Origin of the sequence: Bradyrhizobium sp. Rc2d, assembly GCF_900099855.1 — a bacterium.
GTDB lineage: Bacteria > Pseudomonadota > Alphaproteobacteria > Rhizobiales > Xanthobacteraceae > Bradyrhizobium.
The window spans coordinates 76589-97468 of sequence record NZ_FNCU01000025.1 but is presented as its reverse complement, the minus strand read 5'-3'; the positions used below and the strand labels follow the sequence as shown (position 1 = coordinate 97468).

Genomic DNA, 20880 nt, shown 5'->3' with positions numbered 1-20880 from the left:
AGGGGCTTAGTCTCTTTCAATGTCTTCAGCCAAAGTGCCGAATAGCCCGCGTACAAAGGCTAGAGCGCCATCGTCGTCGATAAGAAGTTGCCGAACGGCACCCTCATATTGAGACCTAGATTGAAAGCCGAGAGTTTCCACGGTTCCACCGAGCGCAGGTGTTTCACGCACCGGATACCGGGCAATCAAGAAGTCTAGATCGCCCCTTTGGACGGCTACTTCTAGTTGAGCTTTCTCGGCGGCGACAATAGCAGGAACGTCAATTGACATCGTGATCGGCTGAGCGGCAGCGATCTCTTGTCGCCGAGGTAGCCGCGCCATCAGGTCCGCGCGAATTTTTGTCTCTGCAACGCGTTCACTGAGTCTTTGGGCGTGAGCTTGTATGGCGTTGATGGCGCGGTTCTTGGCCTCAGCTAGGCACGCCTCCGCGTTCGCGCCGGTGACTTGCGATTGGCGCTCGCATACGCGGCGTTGAAGTTCAGGATGATAGTAGATCGATTCGATGGAGACGGCTGGAACCGCGTAAACCCCGCGGTCTTTGAGCTTTTGAACGTCGCTTTGTTGCCTGTTATCTCTGTCCACGATGCCGAATGCTTTGACCCAGTGAAGTTCGGCCGCGTCCCGAATGCCCGCAACCGCGTGTTCGACATCACGGCAGCTTTGCTTCGAAACCACAGAAGCACTTGGGAATAACAGGCTATACATTGGCTTGTCTAAGCTATGCTCCTCGCCCTCGACGAAGAGCAATTTTCGGCGGGAGCCCAAAATGTCCTTCTTGAGTGAGTCTTCGATTTCCGCACCAGTAACAACTAGGTCTGCGTCCCAAGCAGAAGCGGTTGCTCCGTTATAGCGGCAGGAGCGAAGGAGGAGCGTGCGGGACCTTGGATTGTCGATTGGTAAGAGAACGTCGTGGGTTGACACCATATAAGCGCAGTCGGACCGCTTAGCGAAGAGTAGCGTCAGCAGTGGCGAAATGATCGATCTATGCAGATGCCTCTCAGGCTCATCGATAAAGAACAAGGAATTCGGCGGTGCGGTCAGCACTTCGGCCGCGATTAGCAGCGCGTTGCGTTCTCCATCGGATAGCTCTGCGATACTATACGGAGCGCAGCCGTCGCGGCTTGCAAACACTTGTTCAAATCTCTCGACAGATATCTGTATAGGCAGTGCTGACAATCGAAGCAGATCGTTGATGGTTTTCAATGGAGCGTCGGCTCTTGCAAGCTGCTTTGCTAGATCGATGTGTCCCTCGTCCACCGCTGCCGCGATCTGGCGCGCTCTGACATTTTGCGCATCCAAAAGATCGAAGATCGCTAGATTAGGACGCGCGTTGGCATAGGAGTCTCTCCAACGGGAAACCGGTTCGGCATCATAGGCTGAAACATTATTTTGAGAGTCTCGCTTCTGTGCGGCTGTGATTTGTACTGCGTTGGTTTCGAACCATGTCTGGCGATGCGCAGAAATTCGACGGGCATTTTGGCGATGCACCGCGAAGAAGCGCTGAATCATGCTCGACTTGCCGGTGCCGTTTGCCCCTAAGACGAATACGATTTCTCCGGCCTTGATCTCAAAATCTAGGTGGCCGCTTAAGAGCGGCACGGAAAAGGTAAAGCTCACCGACTAATCCTGCACGGAGGGGAAAGGGATAAATTGACGCGAGTCCCCGGGCCGGAGCAACTAACACTTGCGGTCGCGCCAGTTACTCGACAGCTTTTCCAGCACCTTCTTGACATGTTCGTGTTATGTTCTATAACGGCGCGGGATGGGGAGAGCGCGGCGAGATGGCCGAAGCGGTCGTTCCAAATGCTTCACCTGAGTCGGGATTGGAGGCCGCCGTTGATGAGGCAATCGCTGCCTGCGGAGGCGATATGCGCGCCACCATCCGTGCTCTGATCGTGGCGAACGAGTTCTTGGAAAAGGAGTTGGAGACGCAGGTCTCTCGCGGGTTCATGCGCGGAGTGCGGCACGGCCGCTTTAACACCTATTCCGGTTAGACGACCGGTTTGAACGCGCCGCAATTAACCAAGCTTCCAATTTGGCCGTTCTTCAAAACGACACCGGCTCTTTATCGATTCGCAGTTTGGTGATGCACGCTCCCGTGCGGAGTACCGCAACGATTGCAAGCTGATCAAAGCAATTGCCGTTTTTCAAAATAGCGCTCCGTAGGTCGGCTTTGCATCAGGAACGGCCCTTCGAGTAGCTCCGAGTTCGGGATCGTGTAGAAACCGGAGCGAGCAGATGCGTGATTGTGAGTCGGAGTTTCGGAAGGCGCTTGCTGGCCTATTTGTTCGGCTAGTCGCCAAGGGTGGCAAGACAACAAGGACGCCAACCAGCGCTATGAAAGCGCTAGAGGATGCAAGGGCTGGGCAGCGGCGCTCAATCGACGGCATCCGGGTCCAGCCAATCGTTTGGCGCTATCGCGCGCCAGTCCGCTAACCCATTGGCTTTGCTCAAAGTGGGAACGAAAGTGGGAGCGAATACAAGATGGTGGCTGATTTCCCCGGAAAAAAGTAAGGCGCGACTGGCATCACCACAGTCGCGCCCTACGTCGCCGGCTTATGGGGCAGGGGGGAATAGCCGGCTGCTGAGACGACTCCCGTCCGCAAAAGTCGTTCCAGGCCTTGCGAAATATTTTGCGGGCCTCCGGCATTTTTCGCACACGGTTAAGTGATCGTAACGGCCAAGAACCCCCGATCCTCCGCCCGCGTTGTTCCCGCGATCGCCATGGGGCGAGGGATCCATAGCCATGTCACAGATTCAAAAGGTATTTTTGGGCGCCGTCGCGATTGCCGCCACGCTGGGTGCCGTGCAACTGGCCTCCGGCCATGATTTGGCCGACCGCTGGCAGGCGGTCGCCGACATCTCCAGCCAAAGCTCAAACTTCGCCCCGAGCCACAACGTCAATCGTGCCGGCAAGGCCGACCGGCTCGGCGAGATCAAGCCGGCACCGGTCGCCACCCGCACCGTGTCGATGCGGCTCAACGATCTTGCCGACACGTCGGTGCTGTTGCGGGTCCCCGCGGTGATCGAGACCGGCAATGCCAAGCCGCCGGTGCTGCTCCAGAACCAGAAGAACCCGAAGCAGGGCCGCAGCAAGCCGACGATCGCCTGCGAGCCGATGGTCAGCTCCCTGACCGAGATCGCCAAGCTGCTCCAGCCCGGCCGCTGTGTGACCTGATCCGCGCCATTGGTCCGACCAAGGCGGCTCTGTCGCGACTTGCGGCAGAGCCTTCACATCCTCTTGATCCGCCGTTTCATCGCGCTATATCCGGGTTCCTCCCCTTTGATTTGACCGGGTAAGCGCATGACGACGTCAGATACGGCTGTGCACACGCAGCCTTTCCAGGCCGAAGTTTCCGAACTGCTGCACCTCATGGTGCACTCCGTTTATTCGGAAACCGACATCTTCCTCCGCGAGCTCATCTCCAATGCCTCCGATGCCTGCGACAAGCTGCGCTACGAGGCGATCGCCAGTCCGGACCTGCTCGGCGAGGGCGACGCGCTCAGGATCCGCATCATCCCGAACAAGTCGGCCGGAACGCTCACGGTCGCCGACAACGGCATCGGCATGGAGCGGCAGGAGCTGATCGATCATCTCGGCACCATCGCCCGCTCCGGCACCAAGGCGTTCGTGTCCAAGCTGAAGGAAGCCAAGGACGGCCTCGGGCTGATCGGCCAGTTCGGCGTCGGCTTCTATTCCGCCTTCATGGTCGCCGAGAAGATCGACGTGGTCAGCCGCCGCGCCGGTGAGAGTGACGTCTGGACCTGGACGTCCTCCGGCGGCTCCGGATTCGAGATCGCCCGCGCCAGCGACGAGGACGCCGCACGCGTGACGCGCGGCACCGAGATCGTCCTGCACCTAAAGGATGACGCCAAGAAATATCTCGAGACCTACGAGATCGAGCGCATCGTCGGTGCCTATTCCGACAACATCCTGTTTCCCATCGAGCTCGTGCCTGGTGAGGGCGAGCCGCGCCAGATCAATTCGGCAAGCGCGCTGTGGCAGCGCTCGAAATCCGAGCTGACGCCAGACGACTACAAGAAGGCTTATCGGCAGATCGCCTCCGCCGTCGACGATCCCGCGATGACGCTGCACTACCGCGCCGAGGGCCGCTATTCCTACGCCGTGCTGCTGTTCGCACCCTCGACGAAACCGTTCGACCTGTTCGAGCCGAACCGTAAGGGCCGCGTCAAGCTCTATGTCCGCCGGGTCTTCATCACCGATGATGCCGATCTGCTGCCGGGCTACCTCCGCTTCATCCGTGGCGTCGTCGACAGCGAGGATCTCCCGCTCAACATCTCCCGCGAGATGCTCCAGAACAATCCGCAGCTCGCGCAGATCCGTAAAGCCGTGGCGACCCGCGTCGTGTCCGAGCTCGAAAGCCTCGCCGAGAAGGACGCGGAGAATTTTGCCAAGATCTGGGACGCCTTCGGCGCGGTGCTGAAGGAAGGCATCTACGAGGATTTCGAGCGTCGCGAAAAGCTGCTGGCGCTGTCGCGCTTCACCACGACCTCGGGTGAAAAACGGTCGCTGAGGCAGGTTATCGCCGATTTCAAGCCGAACCAGACCGAGATCTATTATCTCGTCGGCGACAGCATCGAGCGGCTGAAGTCCAATCCGCGGCTCGAGGCGGCGACCGCGCGCGGCATCGAGGTGCTGCTGCTGTCCGATCCCGTCGACGCTTTCTGGACCTCGATGCCCTCGGAATTCGACGGCAAGCCGCTGAAATCGCTAAGCCAGGGCGATCTCAACCTCGACCTGATCCCGCGCGTCGACGACAAGGACGAGGCGAAGAAGGATGAGCCGGAGGCGGATGAAGCCGCCACCATCGCGGTGATCAAGGCCGCGCTCGGCGAGCGCGTCGGCGACGTCAAGGTCTCGACGCGCCTCACCAGCTCGGCCTCCTGCCTGGTTGCCGACAGCCAGGGGCCGAGCCGCGAGCTGGAGCGCATTCTGTCGCAGCAGAACCGGGGCATGAAGACCAAGCCGATTCTCGAGATCAATCTGCGCCATCCGCTGGTGAGCGCGATCACCAAGGCGCAGGCCGGCTCCAGGGACGTCGACGATCTCAGCCTGCTGCTGCTCGAACAGGCGCAGATCCTGGACGGCGAATTGCCGGAAGATCCGGCGGCGTTTGCGGCGAGGCTGAACCGGCTGGTGTTGCAGGGACTGGGCGGATAGGCGACGTCGTCATTGCGAGGAGCCCGCGACAAAATTGCGAAGCAATTTTGCGCTGGCGACGAAGCAATCCAGACTGTCCACGCGGAGGCAGTCCTGGATTGCTTCGCTGCGCTCGCAATGACGGAGGTCGTGGTTCGGCTCACTCCGCCGCATCCTTCTGCTTGTCACTAGCTGCCTCCGCCTCCGGCTTCCCCTCCATCCAGCGCGAAAGCAGATTGGAGAATCGGTCGAGGTAGAGATAGACGATGGGGGTCGTGAACAGCGTCAGGGCCTGGCTCACCAGAAGGCCGCCGACCATGGCATAGCCGAGCGGCTGGCGGATCTCGGCGCCGGTGCCGTGGCCGAGCATCAGCGGCACGCCGCCGAGCAGGGCTGCCATCGTCGTCATCATGATCGGGCGGAAGCGCAGCAGCGCGGCCTGGCGGATCGACTGCTCAGGCGTCAAATGCTGCTCGCGCTCGGCGACGATGGCAAAGTCCACCATCATGATGCCGTTCTTCTTGACGATGCCGATCAGCAGAATGACCCCGATCAGGGCGATGAGGCTGAAGTCGAAGCCGAACATCATCAGGATCGCGATCGCGCCGACGCCGGCCGACGGCAGCGTGGACAGGATGGTCAGCGGGTGGATGTAGCTTTCGTAGAGCACGCCCAGCACGAGATACACGACGACGAGCGCAGCGAGGATCAGCATCGGCACGGTGCCGAGCGATTGCTGGAACGCCTGCGCGGTGCCCTGGAAGCTCGTCGATAGCGTCGGCGGCGCGCCCATCGTGCTGACCGCGCGCAGCACGGCATCGGTCGCCTGTCCCAGGGCCACGCCTTCGGCGAGGTTGAAGCTGATCGTGACCGCCGGAAACTGGCCCTGATGCGCGATCGCGAGCGGCCGCACTGGCACGTTGGTCCAGTTGCAGATCACCGAGAGCGGCACCTGCTCGCCGGTGAGCGGCGATTTGATGTAGAGCTTCTCGAGCGTCTCGAGCTGCCCCTGCAGCGCCGGTGTGATCTCGAGCACGACGTGATAGCTGTTGGTCTGGGTGAAATACTGCGCGACCTGGCGCTGGCCGAAGGCGTCGTAGAGCGTGTCGTCGATCAATTGCGGCTGGATGCCGTAGCGTGCGGCGGTGTCGCGATTGATCCTAAGCTGCAGCGTCGTGCCCTCCGTCTGCTGGTCGGTGGCGACGTCGCGCAGTTGCGGCAGGCCTCTCATGCCGGCCAGGATCTTTGGCGCCCATTCGTTCAGCTCGGCGAGATTGGCGTCCTGGAGCGTGAACTCGAACTGGGTGCGGGTGGCGCGCCCTCCGAGTCGCACGTCCTGCGAGGCCTGCATATAGAGGCGTGCGCCCTCGACTTCGGCGAGTTTTGGCCGCAGCCTCGCGATAATTTGCTGTGCGCTGGCATCGCGCTCACCGATCGGCTTCAGAGTGATATACATGCGCCCCGAATTCAGCGCCGTGCCGCCGCCGCCGATGAACATGGCAATGGAGTCGACGGCAGGGTCGGCCTGCACGATGGCGTTGAGCTCCTCCTGCCGGCGCTTCATCTCGGCGAAGGAGATGTCCTGGGGCATCTCGGACACCGCGGTGAGGAAGCCGTTATCCTGCTGCGGGAAGAAGCCCTTCGGGATCACGATGAACAGCAGTGCCGAGAGCGCGACGGTGCCGAAGAAGATGAGAAGCGTGACGAAGCTGTGCCGCAGCGCGAGGTCCAGCCCGCGCTCGTAGGCGCCGAGCAGGCGCTCGAACATCCGCTCGCTCCACTGGTAGAAGCGGCCGCGCCGCGCCTCACGGTCGGCGCGCAGGAAGCGCGAGGCCATCATCGGCGTCAGGGTCAGCGACACCACGAGCGAGACGAAGATCGCCATCGATAGCGTCACCGCGAATTCGCGGAACAGCCGGCCGATGATGCCACCCATCAGCAGCAGCGGGATCAGCACGGCGACCAGCGAGACGCTGATGGAAACGATGGTGAAGCCGATCTCGGCGGCGCCCTTGTACGCCGCGGCGAGTGGGCTCTCGCCCCGCTCGACATAGCGCGTGATGTTCTCCAGCATCACGATCGCATCGTCGACCACGAAGCCGACCGCAATGGTCAGCGCCATCAGCGAGAGATTGTCCAGCGAATAGCCGAACACCCACATCAGCGAGCAGGCGCCGAGCAGAGCCAGCGGAACCGTGATGCTCGGGATGATCGTGGCCCAGAAGCTGCGCAGGAAAATGAAGATCACCATCACCACGAGCGCGATGGTGATCATGAGCGTGATCTGCACGTCGTCGACCGCGGCGCGAATGGTGATGGTGCGGTCGCTGATGATCTTGATCTTGATCGCGGGCGGGATCGCTGCGATCAGCCGCGGCAGTTTCTCCTTGATGCGGTCGACGGTCTCGATCACGTTGGCGCCGGGTTGCTTGAAGATGACCAGGAACACCCCGCGCTTGCCGTCGGCCCAGGCCGCGGTCTTCATGTCCTCCGGCCCGGACACGGCCTCGCCGATGTCGCGGATCCGTAAAGGCGCGCCGTTGCGGTAGGCGACGATCACGTCTTTCCAGTGCGAGGCCTCGAGTAGCTGGTCGTTGGCGTAGATGGTATAGGAGCGGCGCGTGCCGTCGATGTTGCCCTTCGGGCTGTCCGCGGTGGCAGTCGCGATCTGGCTGCGAACGTCCTCCAGCGACAATCCCTTGGCGACGAGCTTGGCCGGATCGATCTGGATGCGCACCGAGGGTTTTTGCTGCCCGCCGACGAACACCTGCGCCACGCCGGGGATCTGGCTGATCTGCTGGGCGAGCTGGGCGTCGGTGCGGTCGCTGACCGTGGTCAGCGGCAGCGTGTCGGAGGTCGCCGACAGGATCATGATCGGCGAGTCCGCCGGGTTGACCTTGCGATAGGTCGGCGGCGAAGGCAGATTCTTCGGCAATTGTCCGCTCGCCGCGTTGATCGCGGCCTGCACGTCATTGGCGGCGGCGTCGATCAGGCGGTTGAGATCGAACTGGATGGTGATCGACGCCGAGCCCAGCGAACTCGTCGAGGTCATCTGCGTGATGCCGGGAATCTGCGCGAGCTGGCGTTCGAGCGGCTGTGCCACCGAGGCGGCCATGGTTTCGGGACTGCCGCCCGGAAGCGACGCGGAAACCTGGATGGTCGGAAAGTCGACCTGGGGCAGCGGTGCAACCGGCAGCAGAGGATAGGCCACGAGGCCTACGAACAGGATGCCCGCCATCAGCAGCGAGGTGCCGATCGGATAGCGGATGAAGGGAGACGAAAAGCTCTCTTGCATGCCCTGAGCCTGCAGACCGGCCGGCGCATCTTCCCCCGCGCATGGCGGAGCCGCGCTCGAGAGCCCGAGCGCGAATGTGCGTTTCCTTCAGCCCGTATGTTTGTTGATGCCCTGGATCGTCGTTGGTCCGGGGCCAGCGTTGTAATCGAAAGACTAGTCCGATCGCTGCAGCCTGCGAACGGATTCCTGCTCCGGATGCTTGCGACCTTTGTCGAAGGAATGCTGTCGTGAGATATGCGTCCTGTGCAGGCCCGAAACGGAGTTCTTTTCCGCTTTTGCGTCGTTGCAGCGCCGTGTCTCATCCGTTTCGGCGCGTGTCACAAGCGGGAGAGGTATGAACAGGAACAATCGCTTCTTCCGCGTTGTTGTGCCATATCGAAATGGAATAACGCGTGCCGTTGCCACGATTCGAGGACTGCCCGATGCGCCTGCCGATCCTGACCCTCACCGCCATTGCCACGCTGTTCGTGGCGTCAGATGCGAGCGCCCAGACCTACGATCCGCGCTACCCGGTATGCATGCATGTCTATACGCCCGGGGGCTTCGCCGGTGGCGGCGGCGATTATTACGACTGCTCCTTCACTTCGCTGCCGCAATGCCGCGCCACGGCTTCGGGCCGCTCGGCCAGCTGCGACGTCAATCCCTACTACGCTTTCGATCAACCGCCGCCGCCGCGCCGGCGCCACAAGAAGGTATACTAGCGCTTCCGCGATGCGACTTCCGAGGACAGTTTTCATGCGCCACTCACTCGGCCTGATCGTGACTTTCGGTGCCTTGCTGCTGGCCGCGCCGTCACATGCTCAGACGTTCGATCCCCGTTACCCCGTGTGCATGCACGTCTATTCCGGCGCGAACGGCGGCGGCGGAGAGTGGTACGACTGCTCCTTCCTCTCGGCGCCGCAGTGCCGCGCCACGGCGTCGGGCCGCGCCGCGACCTGCGACCTTAATCCGTACTATCCCGTCAACGTCCCGGCCTCGCGCCCGCGTTACAGGCGAAATGGTTAGCGCCGGGCGGATTGCCGCTCGGTCTCGCCTGAGGCTTGCCGCTACTCCTTCCTGATCCCCGACAACTCCACCTTGCGCCAGCGATCGTCTCGGCCGTCAGCATGCCGCCGATCCCATCGGCTTGGTAAAGGATCGCTAGCGTTAATCCCGCACTAACCAGGTTTTAGCCTGTCTCTTAACATCTGGGCAGGGCGCGCGGGCTAAGCTGCCGGATCAGCAGACACGTCCCGAAAGAATGAACGGCATGACCACCGGTGTCCTCGAGCAACCGAAAGCCGCGCGCGCCCCCTCGGCTTCCAAAATCTGGCTGAAGGCGATCGAGCTCACCGCGCGGATCGAGACGCTGCCGGGACGTCTGTTTGCGGACGTCGTCGACGATTGGGCGCAGCGCCAGCCCGATCGCGCAGCACTCGTGACCGACGATGCCACTCTCGATTACGAAGGTCTGTCGAAGAGGATCAACCGCTATGCGCGCTGGGCTCGGTCGGCTGGCGTTGCCAAGGGCGACACCGTTGCTCTGATCATACCGAATGGCATCGACTATGTCGCGGCCTGGCTCGGCATCAGCCGTATCGGCGGCGTGGCCGCGCTGATCAACACCAAGCTCATTGGGCAATCGCTCGCACATTGCGTCGACGTCGCAAAGCCGTCGCATGTCATCGTTGCGCATGAGCTGATGGAGATGTGGGACAGCGCAGCGCCGTATCTGGAGACGGACGCAAAGGTCTGGACCCATGGCGATGCCCGTGGCGAACGTGCGATCGACGTGGCGTTGGCCGCGCTCGACGATGGAGCGCTCTCGCCGGACGAACACGGCAACATCACCATCGATGACCGCGCGCTGCTGATCTATACCTCGGGCACCACGGGCTTGCCCAAGGCCGCCAGCATCAGTCACCGCCGCATCCTCAATTGGGGCTTTTGGTTCGCCGGCCTCACCGGCGCGACGCCACAGGACCGGCTCTACGATTGCCTGCCACTGTTCCATTCGGTCGGCGGCATCGTCGCGCCCTGCAGCATGCTGGCTGCCGGCGGCTCGGTAGTGATTGCGGAGAAGTTTTCGGCCTCGCATTTCTGGTCCGACATCGTCCGGCATGACTGCACGCTGTTCCAGTATATCGGCGAGCTCTGCCGTTATCTGCTCAAGGCACCGCCGTCGGAGTATGAGAACCGGCATCGTCTGCGGCTCGTCTGCGGCAACGGCCTGCGTGGCGACATCTGGGAAGACTTTCAGGCGCGCTTTTCGATTCCCCGCATCCTCGAGTTCTATGCTGCAACCGAGGGTAATTTCTCGCTGTTCAACGTCGAGGGCCAGCCCGGCGCGATCGGCCGCACCCCGCCGCTGCTCGCGCATCGCTTTCCTGCGAGCCTCATCAAGCTCGATCCCGATACCGGCGCGCCGCTGCGCAACGAAGAGGGCTTTTGCATCGCCTGCGTCCGTGGCGAGGCCGGGGAAGCGATCGGCCGCATCGGCACCGCGGACCAGGGCGGCGGCCGTTTCGAGGGCTATACCGACGCGGGCGAGACCGAGGAGAAGATCCTGCGCGACGTCTTTGCCAAGGGCGATGCCTGGTTCCGCACCGGCGACCTGATGCGGCTTGACGACAAGGGCTTCTTCCATTTCGTCGACCGCATCGGCGACACCTTCCGCTGGAAGGGCGAGAACGTCGCGACGTCGGAGGTGAACGATGCCGTGCGGGATTTCATCGGCGTGATCGATGCCACCACTTACGGCGTCAGCATTCCCGGTACCGACGGCCGCGCCGGCATGAGCGCGCTTGTCGTCAATGAAGGCTTTGACATCGCCGCACTGCCTGCGCATCTGGCACAGCGCCTGCCGGCCTATGCCCGTCCCGTTTTCATTCGCATCTCTTGCGAGATCGATGCGACCGAGACCTTCAAGCAGAAGAAGGGCGACCTCGCGCGCGAAGGCTTCGATCCAGAGGCGATAACGGATCCGCTGTTCATGGTTGACCCGAAATCCGGCGCCTATGTCGCGCTTGACGCTGAGGCCTATGCGCAGATCGTGGACGGCGCGATCAGGTTGTAACGCTGCGAAAAATCCGCAGATAGGTCCAATTTTATCTGAATTGTCCAAGAAGCCATTTACTTCTGTCGGGTAAGCAAACGGCCATGGGAGGCGGTCAGCAAGAGCCGCCGCAACGCGAACGATCGATAACAACAAGCGAGCCAGCCATGTCGGTAAGGTCTAAGGTCATTGGGGCGATCCAGCAGATCGCCAAGGAACAGCACGTCACGCTTCCCGCACTCTCGGACGATCTGTCCCTGCACGAGACGGGCTTCGACTCGCTCGCCTTCGCGATCCTGGTCGCGCGCCTTGAGGACGAGACCGGCGTTGATCCCTTCACCATTTCCGAGGACGCAGCGTTCCCCGCCACCGTGGGCGATTTCGTGCGGGCCTACGAAAATGTCCCCGCGTGAGATCTTTGCGCTTCGCGACCATCTCGGCGCGGAGCTGAAGGGCCGCACGCTGTCGGATGCGCAGACGAGCGTGTCGCTGACGGACATCCTGTCGCAGACGGTCCTCGGCGGCCGCCTGCGCGAATTGTCTGGCCGCTGCGTGCTGCTCAGGCTGTCCGACCAGCTCCGATCCGGCCTTGCCATGATCGAACTCGACGGCATCGCGCGTCGCATGCTGCTGTGCCCGCCCGATCTCAACCCGGCGCATCTCGATGCGCTGATCGCGGATGCCGGGATCGATGCCGTCGTGACTGACGAGCCGGATCGCTGGGCCAACACCGGCGTCGCGCTCATTGTCACCGCACACTTGCCGCTCGAAGCGGCCGCGCCAGCGAAGACCGAACGTGCCACGGAATGGCTGATGCTGACCTCGGGCACCTCAGGCGTGCCCAAGATCGCCGGGCATACGCCGGAAGCACTCACCGGCGCAATCGTCGCCGAAGGCCCCGCGCGCGGACCTGCGCCGGTATGGGCGACGTTCTATGACATCCGCCGCTATGGCGGGCTGCAAATCTTCCTCCGCGCCATCCTCTCCGGCGGCTCGATGGTGCTGTCGGACTCGCATGAGGCGTTGGCCGATCACGTCGCTCGGCTGAATGCGCGCGGCGTCTCGCATATCTCCGGCACGCCCTCGCACTGGCGCAAGCTCCTGATGAGCGGCTCGGCGGCGCAGTTCGCGCCGGGTTACGTCCGTCTCTCCGGCGAGATCGCCGATCAGGCGGTGCTGGACGGCCTGAAGGCGGCATTCCCCAATGCCTCCGTCGGTCATGCCTATGCCTCGACCGAGGCCGGCGTCGGCTTCGCTGTCAATGACGGGCTTGAGGGTTTTCCGGCTGACTATCTCGGCAACCGCAATGGTGTCGAGATGAAGGTGGTCGACGGCTCGCTGCGCATCCGCTCGACGCGCACCGCGCACGCTTACATTGGCCGCAACGCTGCCGCGCTCACCGATGCGGACGGCTTTGTCGATAGCGGCGACATCGTCGAGCTGCGTGGCGATCGCTATTATTTCGTCGGCCGCCGCGGCGGCATCATCAATATCGGCGGGCTGAAGGTTCACCCCGAGGAGATCGAGGCGGTGATCAACCGCCATCCCGACGTGCGGATGTCGCGGGCCAAATCCCGCCGCAGCCCGATCACCGGCGGCATCGTCGTCGCCGACGTGATCCTCGCCGACGGTACCGATCCGGCACGCACGAAAGAGATCCGCGACCAGATCCTGGATCAGTGCCGCGCGCAGCTCGCCTCGCACAAGGTGCCGGCGGTGATCCGCTTCGTCGAGGAGCTCGACGTCACTCCGGCCGGCAAACTGGCGCGCACCGATGCATAACGTTCTCGTCACCGGCGGCAGCCGCGGCATTGGCCTTGCGATCGCAAGGCGCCTCGCCGGCGCCGGCTTCAACGTGATTGCGGCCGCACGGCGCGAGAGCCAGGAGCTCAAGGCCGCGATCGCCGCGTCTGAGGGGCGCCTGCATTTCCGCGCCTGCGATCTCGCCGTGATCGACGCGATCCCGGCGTTCGCAAAGCTCGTCCGCGACGAATTCGGCCCGATCTACGGCCTCGTCAACAATGCCGGCCTCGGCACCGAGGGCCTGCTCGCCACCATGCACAATTCCGAGATCGAGGCGCTGGTGCAGCTCAACGTGCTGTCGCCGATCATCCTCACCAAATATGTCGCGCGGCAGATGATGGCCGATGGCGTCGGCCGCATCATCAACATCTCATCCATCATCGCCACCACTGGCTATAATGGCCTCTCCGTCTACGGCGCCACCAAGGCGGCCGCCACCGGATTCACCCGCTCGCTGGCGCGCGAGGTCGGCAAGCTCGGCATCACCGTGAATGCGATCGCGCCGGGATTCATCGACACCGAGCTGACGCACAATCTCTCCGACGAGGGACGCAAGCGCATCGCCGGCCGCAGCGCGCTGCGCCGCCTGCCGGAGACCGATGACGTCGCGCGCATGGTGGAATATCTGCTCGGCGAGGGCGGCCGCAACGTCACCGGCACCGTCTTCACGATCGACGCGGGGAATACGGCGTAGCGGAACTCTGCCGCCGCAATAGCGTTGATCCGGCTCAATTTGAATTCACCGGATTTGGTCGTAAGATGCCCCCGCAATTGGTTGGGTTACGTCAATCGATCTGCCCTAATCGACAGGGAGCAGTCCATGACCGCTTCGAATCTGGGCCGGGCGTCAGCAGAGCAGTCTTGCTCGAGGCCGGACGATGTCCATTGCCAGCCGATGTCGCATCAGAACTCCGGTGACCACGGCCACGAAATGTATCCGCAGCAATTCGTGCGGCTGGTCGGCTGTCACGATGTCCCCGCATCAGCGGTGCGCAAGCGTCAGGACGAGAAGCTGCACTAGCCGCTCACCTCTGATGCTTCGGCAAGTCAATTCGTTCATGTGAGAACTCCGGCGGCCCCTCGGTGAGACGGCGGATGCGGCGCTCGCGTTCGTCTGCCGGCAATGCGGGATCGAGCAGTGCGTCGATCTCGTGCACGGCGACGTATTCAATCTGCGTGGCGTCCGATGTGATCGCGTGCGCTGATGCCGGTTCGGCAGGCGCGATCTTCAGCGCCAGTTCGACGAGCTTGCAGATTGCATCCGAGCGGGTCAGCTGATGGGCTTCAGCCCAGGCATCGACGGCGGCGGTCAGCCGTTCCGGCATCTTCACCGCGCTGATTGCGTCGAGGCCCGTGCGCCGGCGTAGGGGTGAGGTCGAGTCCTTGTTGCCGAAGTCGGACACTTCGATGATCCCGGGCATTCATTTTCGATAAATCAAGAGTAAACGCCTTTTGCGGTGCGCCGTTTGATGTCGATCAATGACAAACTGCGGCACTGCATCGCGGTGCGAGCTTGTTGTCCGGCTCCATTTCGGCCAATGATCGGGACATCGCGGAGAGGCCGGCCGGCGAACCCGGATCGATCCTGCCACGTATCTACTTTTCGCAACGCGCCATCTCAACCATCCGGCATCACCCGATGACATCAGGCGAATCCTTCTACAGCGGCATTCCGGTCTTCCGCGGTTTCACCAGCCTGATGGATCCGGTGCTGTATTCGCCTCTGCCGGACGACTGGAGCATCGGCGTTGCGGATATCGTCGATTCGACCAAGGCCATCGCGGCGCAGCGCTACAAGGCGGTGAACATGGCCGGCGCCGCCGTGATCGCGGCGGTGACCAACGCGTTGGAGGGGCGCGAATTCCCCTTCGTGTTCGGCGGTGACGGCGCCAGCTTTGCAGTTGCGCCTCACGACCTCGAACTGGCCCGCGACGCGCTGGCGGCAACCGCGACCTGGGTGCGGGAGGATCTCGATCTGAAGATGCGTGTCGCCCTGGTGCCGGTCAGCGCCATCCGTGCACATGGCCTCGACGTACGCGTCGCACGCTTCGGTCCGTCGGCGAACCTGTCCTATGCGATGTTCTCCGGCGGCGGCCTCGCCTGGGCCGACGCCGCGATGAAGCGCGGCGAGTTCGCGGTGACCGAGGCGCCCGACGGCACGCAGCCCGATCTCTCCGGCCTGTCCTGCCGCTTCGAGGTGATGCCGGCGTCACGCGGATTGATCCTGTCGGTGCTGGTGATGCCGGCGCGTGGCGCTGACCCGCTGGCTTTCCGCAAGGTGATCGAGGACATCATCCATCTCGTCGAGCGCAGTCCGGATGGCGGCCGCCCGGTGCCGGCGCAGGGGCCGCCGCTGAAATGGCCGCCGCAGGGGCTGGATTATGAAGCCCGCACCAGGCGCGGCGGCCCGCTGCTTGCGCGCCGGGCCGGCGTCCTGGCCTACACGTTGTTCGCCTATCTGATCATGCGCTTCGACATCAAAGTCGGCGGCTTCGTGCCAAACGTCTACAAGCGTCAGGTGGTCGAGAACTCGGACTTCAGGAAATATGACGACGGCTTGCGCATGATTCTCGACTGTACGGGCGAGCTCGAGCGCGCGCTGAGCGATCGTCTCGCTGCAGCCGCGCGCGAGGGCATCGTGCGCTACGGCCTCTATCAGCAGGACGCGGCGATGATGACCTGCTTCACGCCCTCGGCGCTGCGCAGCGACCACGTCCATTTCATCGACGGCGCGCGGGGCGGCTATGCCTCGGCTGCGACGGCGTTGAAGGCGATGACGACGTGAGCGGCGGCTACCGCCCCGCGCGCGTCCAGGTCTCGCCGCCGCAGAGGGCGCCGACGCAGCCTTCGACGCGCAGCGAATCCGCGCCCGTCACGCTGATACTGCTCGCATAGGTGCTGCCGTCGTCGGCATTGTAGATCTGGCCCGACCATTTGTTCGGAGCTGACGGCTGCATGCCGCTGAACAATGGCAGGCCGATCATCGGACGCCTGGCGAGCGCGGGATTGGGATTCTTGTTGTCGGTCGCGGGCTGGCCGGTCGCGGTATCCGTGGGTTCGCGCAGCCAGACGATGTGGCCGCAGATGCCGCCGCCGCATTTGCTGATCTTCACGCGCGCATCACCTGCCTGGGTGAGCCAGGTCCCGTCGGCGCTCTGAGCATGGGCGCTCGTCGCGCCAAACAGCGCAGCCAGAACGACGAAGGGAATCGCGAATCTGCTGAACATGGAGAGAGCCCCCGAAAATGACGGCGCCTCCATAGCAGTCCGGCAGAATAGTGCAACGCTGGATGGAATCACATTCCTGCGCTTACTGTCTGTGCTTATTCGCCTGCGCTCATTTGCCCCAGTGCACGAAGGCGACCGAGACGGCGGTCGAGAGCCCGAACACGACCATGGCGCCGCCGACCAGAGCGAACAAGGTCCAGGCCGGCGCCTGCATCGTCACGAGGCCGACGCCGCCGATCGCGACGATCAGGAGCCGCGCCGTGGATGCGAGCACGGGCCCACCGACACGCGCCGCGCCTTGTGAGGAGAAGTACAACGACACGCCCATGCCGAAGAACACGAAGGCCGGACCTGCCCAGTGGAAATAGCTGTGGGCGGCGGCGGTGACGCCGGGATCCCGCGTGAACAGCGCGACCCACAGCGACGGATCGAGCGCGATCGCGAGGCCGATCAGGCCGACCGTGAGTCCGGAGGCGGCGGCCGCGGTCCAGGCCACGCGCCGCGCGCGCTTCAGATGTCCCGCGCCGATTGCCATGCCGACCATCGGCACCGATGCGATGCCGAAGGCGAAGGTGATCGGGATCAGCAGGAATTCCAGCCGCGAGCCGATGCCGTAGCCGGCCAGCATCTCGGTGCCGAAGCTCGCCAGGATTTTCGTGAAGATCAGAATGGTGAGCACGGTCTGGAGCGGCGACAGGCAGGCCACCGCGCCCACTTTGAGGATGTCCAGGAACATCACGCGCTCGAAATGGAAGGCGCGGAAGTCGAGCTGCAACCGGCTGCGGCCGGACAAGAGATACCAGAGCAGGAAAACCGCGGCGCAGCTGAACGCGATCAGCTGGCCGCTCGCGACGCCGGGCATGCCGAATTGTTTCACGCCGAACAGGCCGAGTCCCAGCGTGCCGCCGAGTGCGACCTGGAGCAGGCTCGCCCCGATCAACGTCATCGAAGGCAGCCGCATGTCGCCGGTGCCGCGGATCACCGAGGCCAGCGTGTTGACGAGCCAGATCGCGACCGCGCCGGAGAACAGCACCTGCGAATAGCCGCTGGCCTCCTCGAGCACGCGCTCGCGGCCGCCGAGCAGCGCGAAGAACGAGCGGCCGAACACGAGCATCATCACCGTGAAGAACAGCCCGCCGCAGAGGCCGATGATGGCGGCATGCAGCGCCAGCGTCGCGGCGCGGTCGCGATTCCCCGCCCCGAGCGCGCGGCTGATCGCGGAGGAGACGCCGCCGCCCATCGCGCCCGCGCTCATCATCTGCGTCAGCATCGCGAACGGAAAGACCAGCGCGATCGCGGCGAGCGGGATGGTGCCGAGCCGGCCGATATAGGAAGTCTCGGCGATCGCAACCAGCGTGCTGCCGACCATCGCGATCATGTTTGGGATCGCGAGCCGCAGCAATGTCGGCAGGATCGGCGCCGTCAGCAGGCTGGCGATGGGGGAGGCGACCGGCGCAAGCGGCGGGACGGCGTCTGCAGGGGCGTCGATCGTCATGTTCACCGGGCGGAATATTAAATGATGATCGACATATTATAAGGCGTGAAGCGGCCGGCGCAGCCCTCCGCTCACGCAGGGCTCACCACGGCAGGCCGCATAGGTCGATGGTGCCCAGCGTCGGCGCGCGGACGATGTCGAAGACGTAGGGTGCCATGTAGTCGAAGCGGATTCGTCCCTCCGGCTGCTGGCAATAGACCTCGCCCTTGAAGGGCTGCCATCGGCGCGCCTCGTAGAACGCGAAATTGTGCGGCTCGCAGAACAACAGCGCGAAGCGCACCGCATCGTTGGCGCGCATGGTGTGCACCGCCGCGTCGATCGCCATGGTTGCATAGCCGCGACCGCGCCGGTCCTCGCGGGTACAGACGCCTCCGATGCCGCCGACATGGACCTTCTGCCCGTTCCAGGTGACGGTGCGGAAGTAGACACCGACATGGCAGACGAGGCCGTCGTCGGGCGCATCGAGCAGCACGCGAAGATGAGCGTTATCCCATTTGACGTGAGCCCAGGGCTTGTCCGCGACCATGTGCGGGCCCCAGACCGCCTGGTGCAGCGGCTCCGCGATCGGCCACGAGGCGTCGCCGTTCAGAATGTCGATCTCGATGCTCATGGCTGTCTTTCGCAACGTCGGTCCGTGGTGCATTCGTTCTTTCGATAAGCACCTCAAAGGCAATGATATTTTGCATCACGCCACCAAGGCCGCGCGAATGTCCGCGTGCTGTGACGATTTTATGCAATCGTGCCAAGCGTTGGCATCACGCATTTTCGCAAATTGGCGGTATTTAACGACGCAGGAACCTTCTATAAGGGGTGACCGTTAGAACTCGTTCCCCACCAGTTGCGGACAAGAAGCCATGACCTTTACGCTGCCCCCACTCCCTTACGCCTATGACGCCCTCGGCCAGTATATGTCGAAGGAGACGCTGGAATATCATCACGACAAGCATCATCAGGCCTACGTCACCAACGGCAACAACGCGCTCAAGGGGACCGAATGGGAAGGCAAATCCCTTGAAGAGATCGTCAAGGGCTCGTTCGGCAAGAACCCCGCGGTGTTCAACAATGCCGGCCAGCACTACAACCACATCCACTTCTGGAGCTGGATGAAGCCCAATGGCGGCGGCACCAAGCTGCCCGGCAAGCTCGAGAAGAAGATCAACGAGGACCTCGGCGGCTTCGATAAATTCAAGACCGACTTCCAGGCGGCCGGCGTCGGCCAGTTCGGCTCCGGCTGGTGCTGGCTCCAGGTCAAGAACGGCAAGCTCGAGATCTCCAAGACCCCGAACGGCGAGAATCCGCTGGTGCACGGCGCCACCCCGATCCTCGGCTGCGACGTCTGGGAGCACTCCTACTACATCGACTATCGCAACCGTCGTCCGGACTATCTCAAGGCGTTCGTCGAGAACCTCGTGAACTGGGAATACGTCGAGTCTCTGTTCGAGAAGGCGTAGGCATTTGGAGTCATTCCGGGGCGCGCCAAGCGCGAGCTATGATGCGCAATTGCGCATCTGAGAATCCATTTGTCCACTCGGGCTGAGGCCCGATGGATTCCGGGTTCGGCGCTGACGCGCCGCCCGGAATGACAGAGAGGGCGGTCGCGTGCGCGGCCGCCTTTTTGCTGTGCGGAATTGCCCTGCGCGGTGCGCGTATCGGCCTGTGATCGTTCCGTTTGCATCGCATGGGCAGCCCCCTTAAGCAGGACGGGCATCCCCTCGATCCGACCGAGCCCGTTGTCAGAACCTTCCCCGAAAGACCCGGCGTCTGCCGAGGACGCGGACTCCGAGCCGCGGCCGGGGCGTGCGCGCAAGCCGATCGGCTGGTCGACCATCATCATCGCGGCTCTGGTAGCGGTGAGCGCGGGTCTGGTCTGGCGGCGTGACGGCACCGATGGTGTTCTCGACATTCTCACCCACGACCTCTCGCTGTTCGGCGGCATCCTGCCGCGCGTGCTGGCCGGTTGCCTGCTCGGTGCGTTCATCTCGGAAATCCTGCCGCACGAAAAAGTCTCGCGCTCGCTCGGGCCGAAATCCGGCCTGATGGGGCTTCTGATCGGCACCGCCTTCGGCGCGATCCTGCCCGGCGGCCCCTTCACCGCCTATCCGGTGGCGAGCGCGCTGCTCGCGGTCGGTGCCGATTTCGGCGCCACCATCGCCATGGTCGTGAGCTGGACCCTGATCGGCTACGGCCGGGCGGTGGCCTGGGAAATCCCGATCATGGGCACCGATTTCACGCTGTGGCGGATCGTGATCTCGCTGCCGCTGCCGGTGCTCGCCGGCGCGCTCGGCCGCTTCGTCTATGTCCGGCTCTATCCGAAACATATCTCGAAGGACGACGAGACGTGAGCGCGGCACTCCTGATCGACATCCTGTTGTGGGGCTCGGTGTTTGGCGTCAGCCTGATCGCCTTCCGCCGCGGCCCAGCCGTGTTCAAGGCTTCGCTGCGCGAAGGCTCGATGGACTTCATCAACATCGTGCCGCGGATTGCACTTGGGGTGATCGGCTCCGGCTACATCGCCGCCATCATCCCGCAGGAGGTGATCACCGGCTGGCTCGGGCCGGACAGCGGCTGGCTTGGGGTCGCGTCTGCCGTGGTCGCCGGCGCCGCCACGCCGGGCGGGCCCGTCATCGGCTTCTCCATCGGCACGGTGGCGCTGAAGTCCGGCGGCGGGGTGCCCCAGGTGGTTGCCTATGTCGTCGCCTGGGCCCTGTTCGCCTTCCAGCGGGTGATCCTGTGGGAGATCCCATTCATGCCGGCCCGGTTCGTCTGGTTCCGTTGCGCGGTGTCGGTGCCGTTCCCGTTCGTAGCGGCCGCCATCGCCATGCTGATCGGCCGGCCCTGAGCCCGGCGTGGACAGGCGCAATGTTA

Annotated in this window: 20 protein-coding genes; 14 read left to right on the top strand and 6 right to left on the bottom strand. The window is 63.4% G+C overall.

Translation table 11 applies throughout. From position 1 onward, the window contains the following. Nucleotides 1-6 precede the first annotated feature (6 nt). Nucleotides 7-1617 (bottom strand): AAA family ATPase, encoded by a 1611-nt coding sequence (locus tag BLV07_RS27445; protein WP_091892179.1) that lies wholly within the window; start codon nucleotides 1615-1617, stop codon nucleotides 7-9. Nucleotides 1618-1781: 164 nt separating this feature from the next. Between BLV07_RS27445 and BLV07_RS27440 the strand changes: the two genes are divergently transcribed. The 3 genes from BLV07_RS27440 to htpG all read left to right on the top strand — a co-directional run bounded on the left by BLV07_RS27440 (nucleotide 1782) and on the right by htpG (nucleotide 5182). After that, on the top strand, nucleotides 1782-1994 hold the full coding sequence (locus BLV07_RS27440; protein ID WP_091892219.1) for a hypothetical protein: 213 nt from the start codon (nucleotides 1782-1784) through the stop codon (nucleotides 1992-1994). Nucleotides 1995-2746: 752 nt separating this feature from the next. Beyond that, the gene (locus tag BLV07_RS27435; protein ID WP_091892177.1) at nucleotides 2747-3178 is read left to right on the top strand and encodes a hypothetical protein; all 432 of its coding nucleotides are present in this window, start codon (nucleotides 2747-2749) and stop codon (nucleotides 3176-3178) included. A gap of 126 nt (nucleotides 3179-3304) precedes the next feature. Continuing rightward, complete coding sequence (gene htpG / locus BLV07_RS27430) at nucleotides 3305-5182, top strand: molecular chaperone HtpG (protein ID WP_091892175.1); 1878 nt, start codon at nucleotides 3305-3307, stop codon at nucleotides 5180-5182. Nucleotides 5183-5321: 139 nt separating this feature from the next. Here htpG and BLV07_RS27425 read toward each other — a convergent pair whose 3' ends face one another. Then, a complete protein-coding gene (locus tag BLV07_RS27425; RefSeq protein ID WP_091892173.1) occupies nucleotides 5322-8456 on the bottom strand; it encodes a multidrug efflux RND transporter permease subunit in 3135 nt (1044 codons plus the stop codon). 422 nt (nucleotides 8457-8878) lie between these two features. On the opposite strand from BLV07_RS27425, the gene BLV07_RS27420 reads away from it, so the two are divergent. The 7 genes from BLV07_RS27420 to BLV07_RS27390 all read left to right on the top strand — a co-directional run bounded on the left by BLV07_RS27420 (nucleotide 8879) and on the right by BLV07_RS27390 (nucleotide 14314). Next, on the top strand, nucleotides 8879-9157 hold the full coding sequence (locus BLV07_RS27420; RefSeq protein WP_091892171.1) for a DUF3551 domain-containing protein: 279 nt from the start codon (nucleotides 8879-8881) through the stop codon (nucleotides 9155-9157). Nucleotides 9158-9191: 34 nt separating this feature from the next. After that, nucleotides 9192-9461 carry a DUF3551 domain-containing protein gene (locus BLV07_RS27415; protein ID WP_091892169.1) on the top strand — a complete coding sequence of 90 codons (270 nt, stop codon included), beginning with the start codon at nucleotides 9192-9194 and terminating at the stop codon, nucleotides 9459-9461. A gap of 235 nt (nucleotides 9462-9696) precedes the next feature. After that, complete coding sequence (locus BLV07_RS27410; RefSeq protein WP_091892167.1) at nucleotides 9697-11511, top strand: long-chain-acyl-CoA synthetase; 1815 nt, start codon at nucleotides 9697-9699, stop codon at nucleotides 11509-11511. Nucleotides 11512-11657: 146 nt separating this feature from the next. Then, nucleotides 11658-11903, top strand: a complete 246-nt coding sequence (locus BLV07_RS27405; protein WP_091892217.1) for an acyl carrier protein — start codon at nucleotides 11658-11660, stop codon at nucleotides 11901-11903. Then, a complete protein-coding gene (locus tag BLV07_RS27400; RefSeq protein ID WP_176945789.1) occupies nucleotides 11890-13272 on the top strand; it encodes a class I adenylate-forming enzyme family protein in 1383 nt (460 codons plus the stop codon). Before BLV07_RS27405 ends, BLV07_RS27400 begins: the two co-directional genes overlap by 14 nt. After that, nucleotides 13265-13987: an SDR family NAD(P)-dependent oxidoreductase gene (locus BLV07_RS27395; RefSeq protein ID WP_091892163.1), complete on the top strand. Its 723-nt coding sequence runs from the start codon at nucleotides 13265-13267 to the stop codon at nucleotides 13985-13987. Before BLV07_RS27400 ends, BLV07_RS27395 begins: the two co-directional genes overlap by 8 nt. Before the next feature lie 126 nt (nucleotides 13988-14113). Continuing rightward, on the top strand, nucleotides 14114-14314 hold the full coding sequence (locus BLV07_RS27390) for a hypothetical protein (RefSeq protein WP_091892161.1): 201 nt from the start codon (nucleotides 14114-14116) through the stop codon (nucleotides 14312-14314). 4 nt (nucleotides 14315-14318) lie between these two features. On the opposite strand, the gene BLV07_RS27385 is transcribed toward BLV07_RS27390, so the two are convergent. Further along, the gene (locus tag BLV07_RS27385; protein ID WP_091892215.1) at nucleotides 14319-14705 is read right to left on the bottom strand and encodes a hypothetical protein; all 387 of its coding nucleotides are present in this window, start codon (nucleotides 14703-14705) and stop codon (nucleotides 14319-14321) included. 227 nt (nucleotides 14706-14932) lie between these two features. Between BLV07_RS27385 and BLV07_RS27375 the strand changes: the two genes are divergently transcribed. Further along, nucleotides 14933-16078, top strand: a complete 1146-nt coding sequence (locus BLV07_RS27375) for a DUF3095 domain-containing protein (protein ID WP_091892159.1) — start codon at nucleotides 14933-14935, stop codon at nucleotides 16076-16078. A 7-nt stretch (nucleotides 16079-16085) separates the two neighbouring features. Here BLV07_RS27375 and BLV07_RS27370 read toward each other — a convergent pair whose 3' ends face one another. The 3 genes from BLV07_RS27370 to BLV07_RS27360 form a co-directional block, all read right to left on the bottom strand. Beyond that, complete coding sequence (locus tag BLV07_RS27370) at nucleotides 16086-16520, bottom strand: DUF2147 domain-containing protein (protein ID WP_091892157.1); 435 nt, start codon at nucleotides 16518-16520, stop codon at nucleotides 16086-16088. Between the two features lie 109 nt (nucleotides 16521-16629). Then, on the bottom strand, nucleotides 16630-18015 hold the full coding sequence (locus BLV07_RS27365) for an MATE family efflux transporter (RefSeq protein WP_176945788.1): 1386 nt from the start codon (nucleotides 18013-18015) through the stop codon (nucleotides 16630-16632). An 82-nt stretch (nucleotides 18016-18097) separates the two neighbouring features. Continuing rightward, complete coding sequence (locus BLV07_RS27360) at nucleotides 18098-18625, bottom strand: GNAT family N-acetyltransferase (RefSeq protein WP_091892153.1); 528 nt, start codon at nucleotides 18623-18625, stop codon at nucleotides 18098-18100. A 244-nt stretch (nucleotides 18626-18869) separates the two neighbouring features. Between BLV07_RS27360 and BLV07_RS27355 the strand changes: the two genes are divergently transcribed. The 3 genes from BLV07_RS27355 to BLV07_RS27345 all read left to right on the top strand — a co-directional run bounded on the left by BLV07_RS27355 (nucleotide 18870) and on the right by BLV07_RS27345 (nucleotide 20854). Continuing rightward, entirely contained in the window at nucleotides 18870-19466 is a 597-nt protein-coding gene (locus BLV07_RS27355; RefSeq protein WP_061846478.1) for a superoxide dismutase, read from the top strand. A 279-nt stretch (nucleotides 19467-19745) separates the two neighbouring features. Beyond that, nucleotides 19746-20357 (top strand): permease, encoded by a 612-nt coding sequence (locus BLV07_RS27350; protein WP_091892150.1) that lies wholly within the window; start codon nucleotides 19746-19748, stop codon nucleotides 20355-20357. Further along, a complete protein-coding gene (locus BLV07_RS27345) occupies nucleotides 20354-20854 on the top strand; it encodes a hypothetical protein (protein ID WP_091892148.1) in 501 nt (166 codons plus the stop codon). Before BLV07_RS27350 ends, BLV07_RS27345 begins: the two co-directional genes overlap by 4 nt. Nucleotides 20855-20880: the final 26 nt, after the last annotated feature.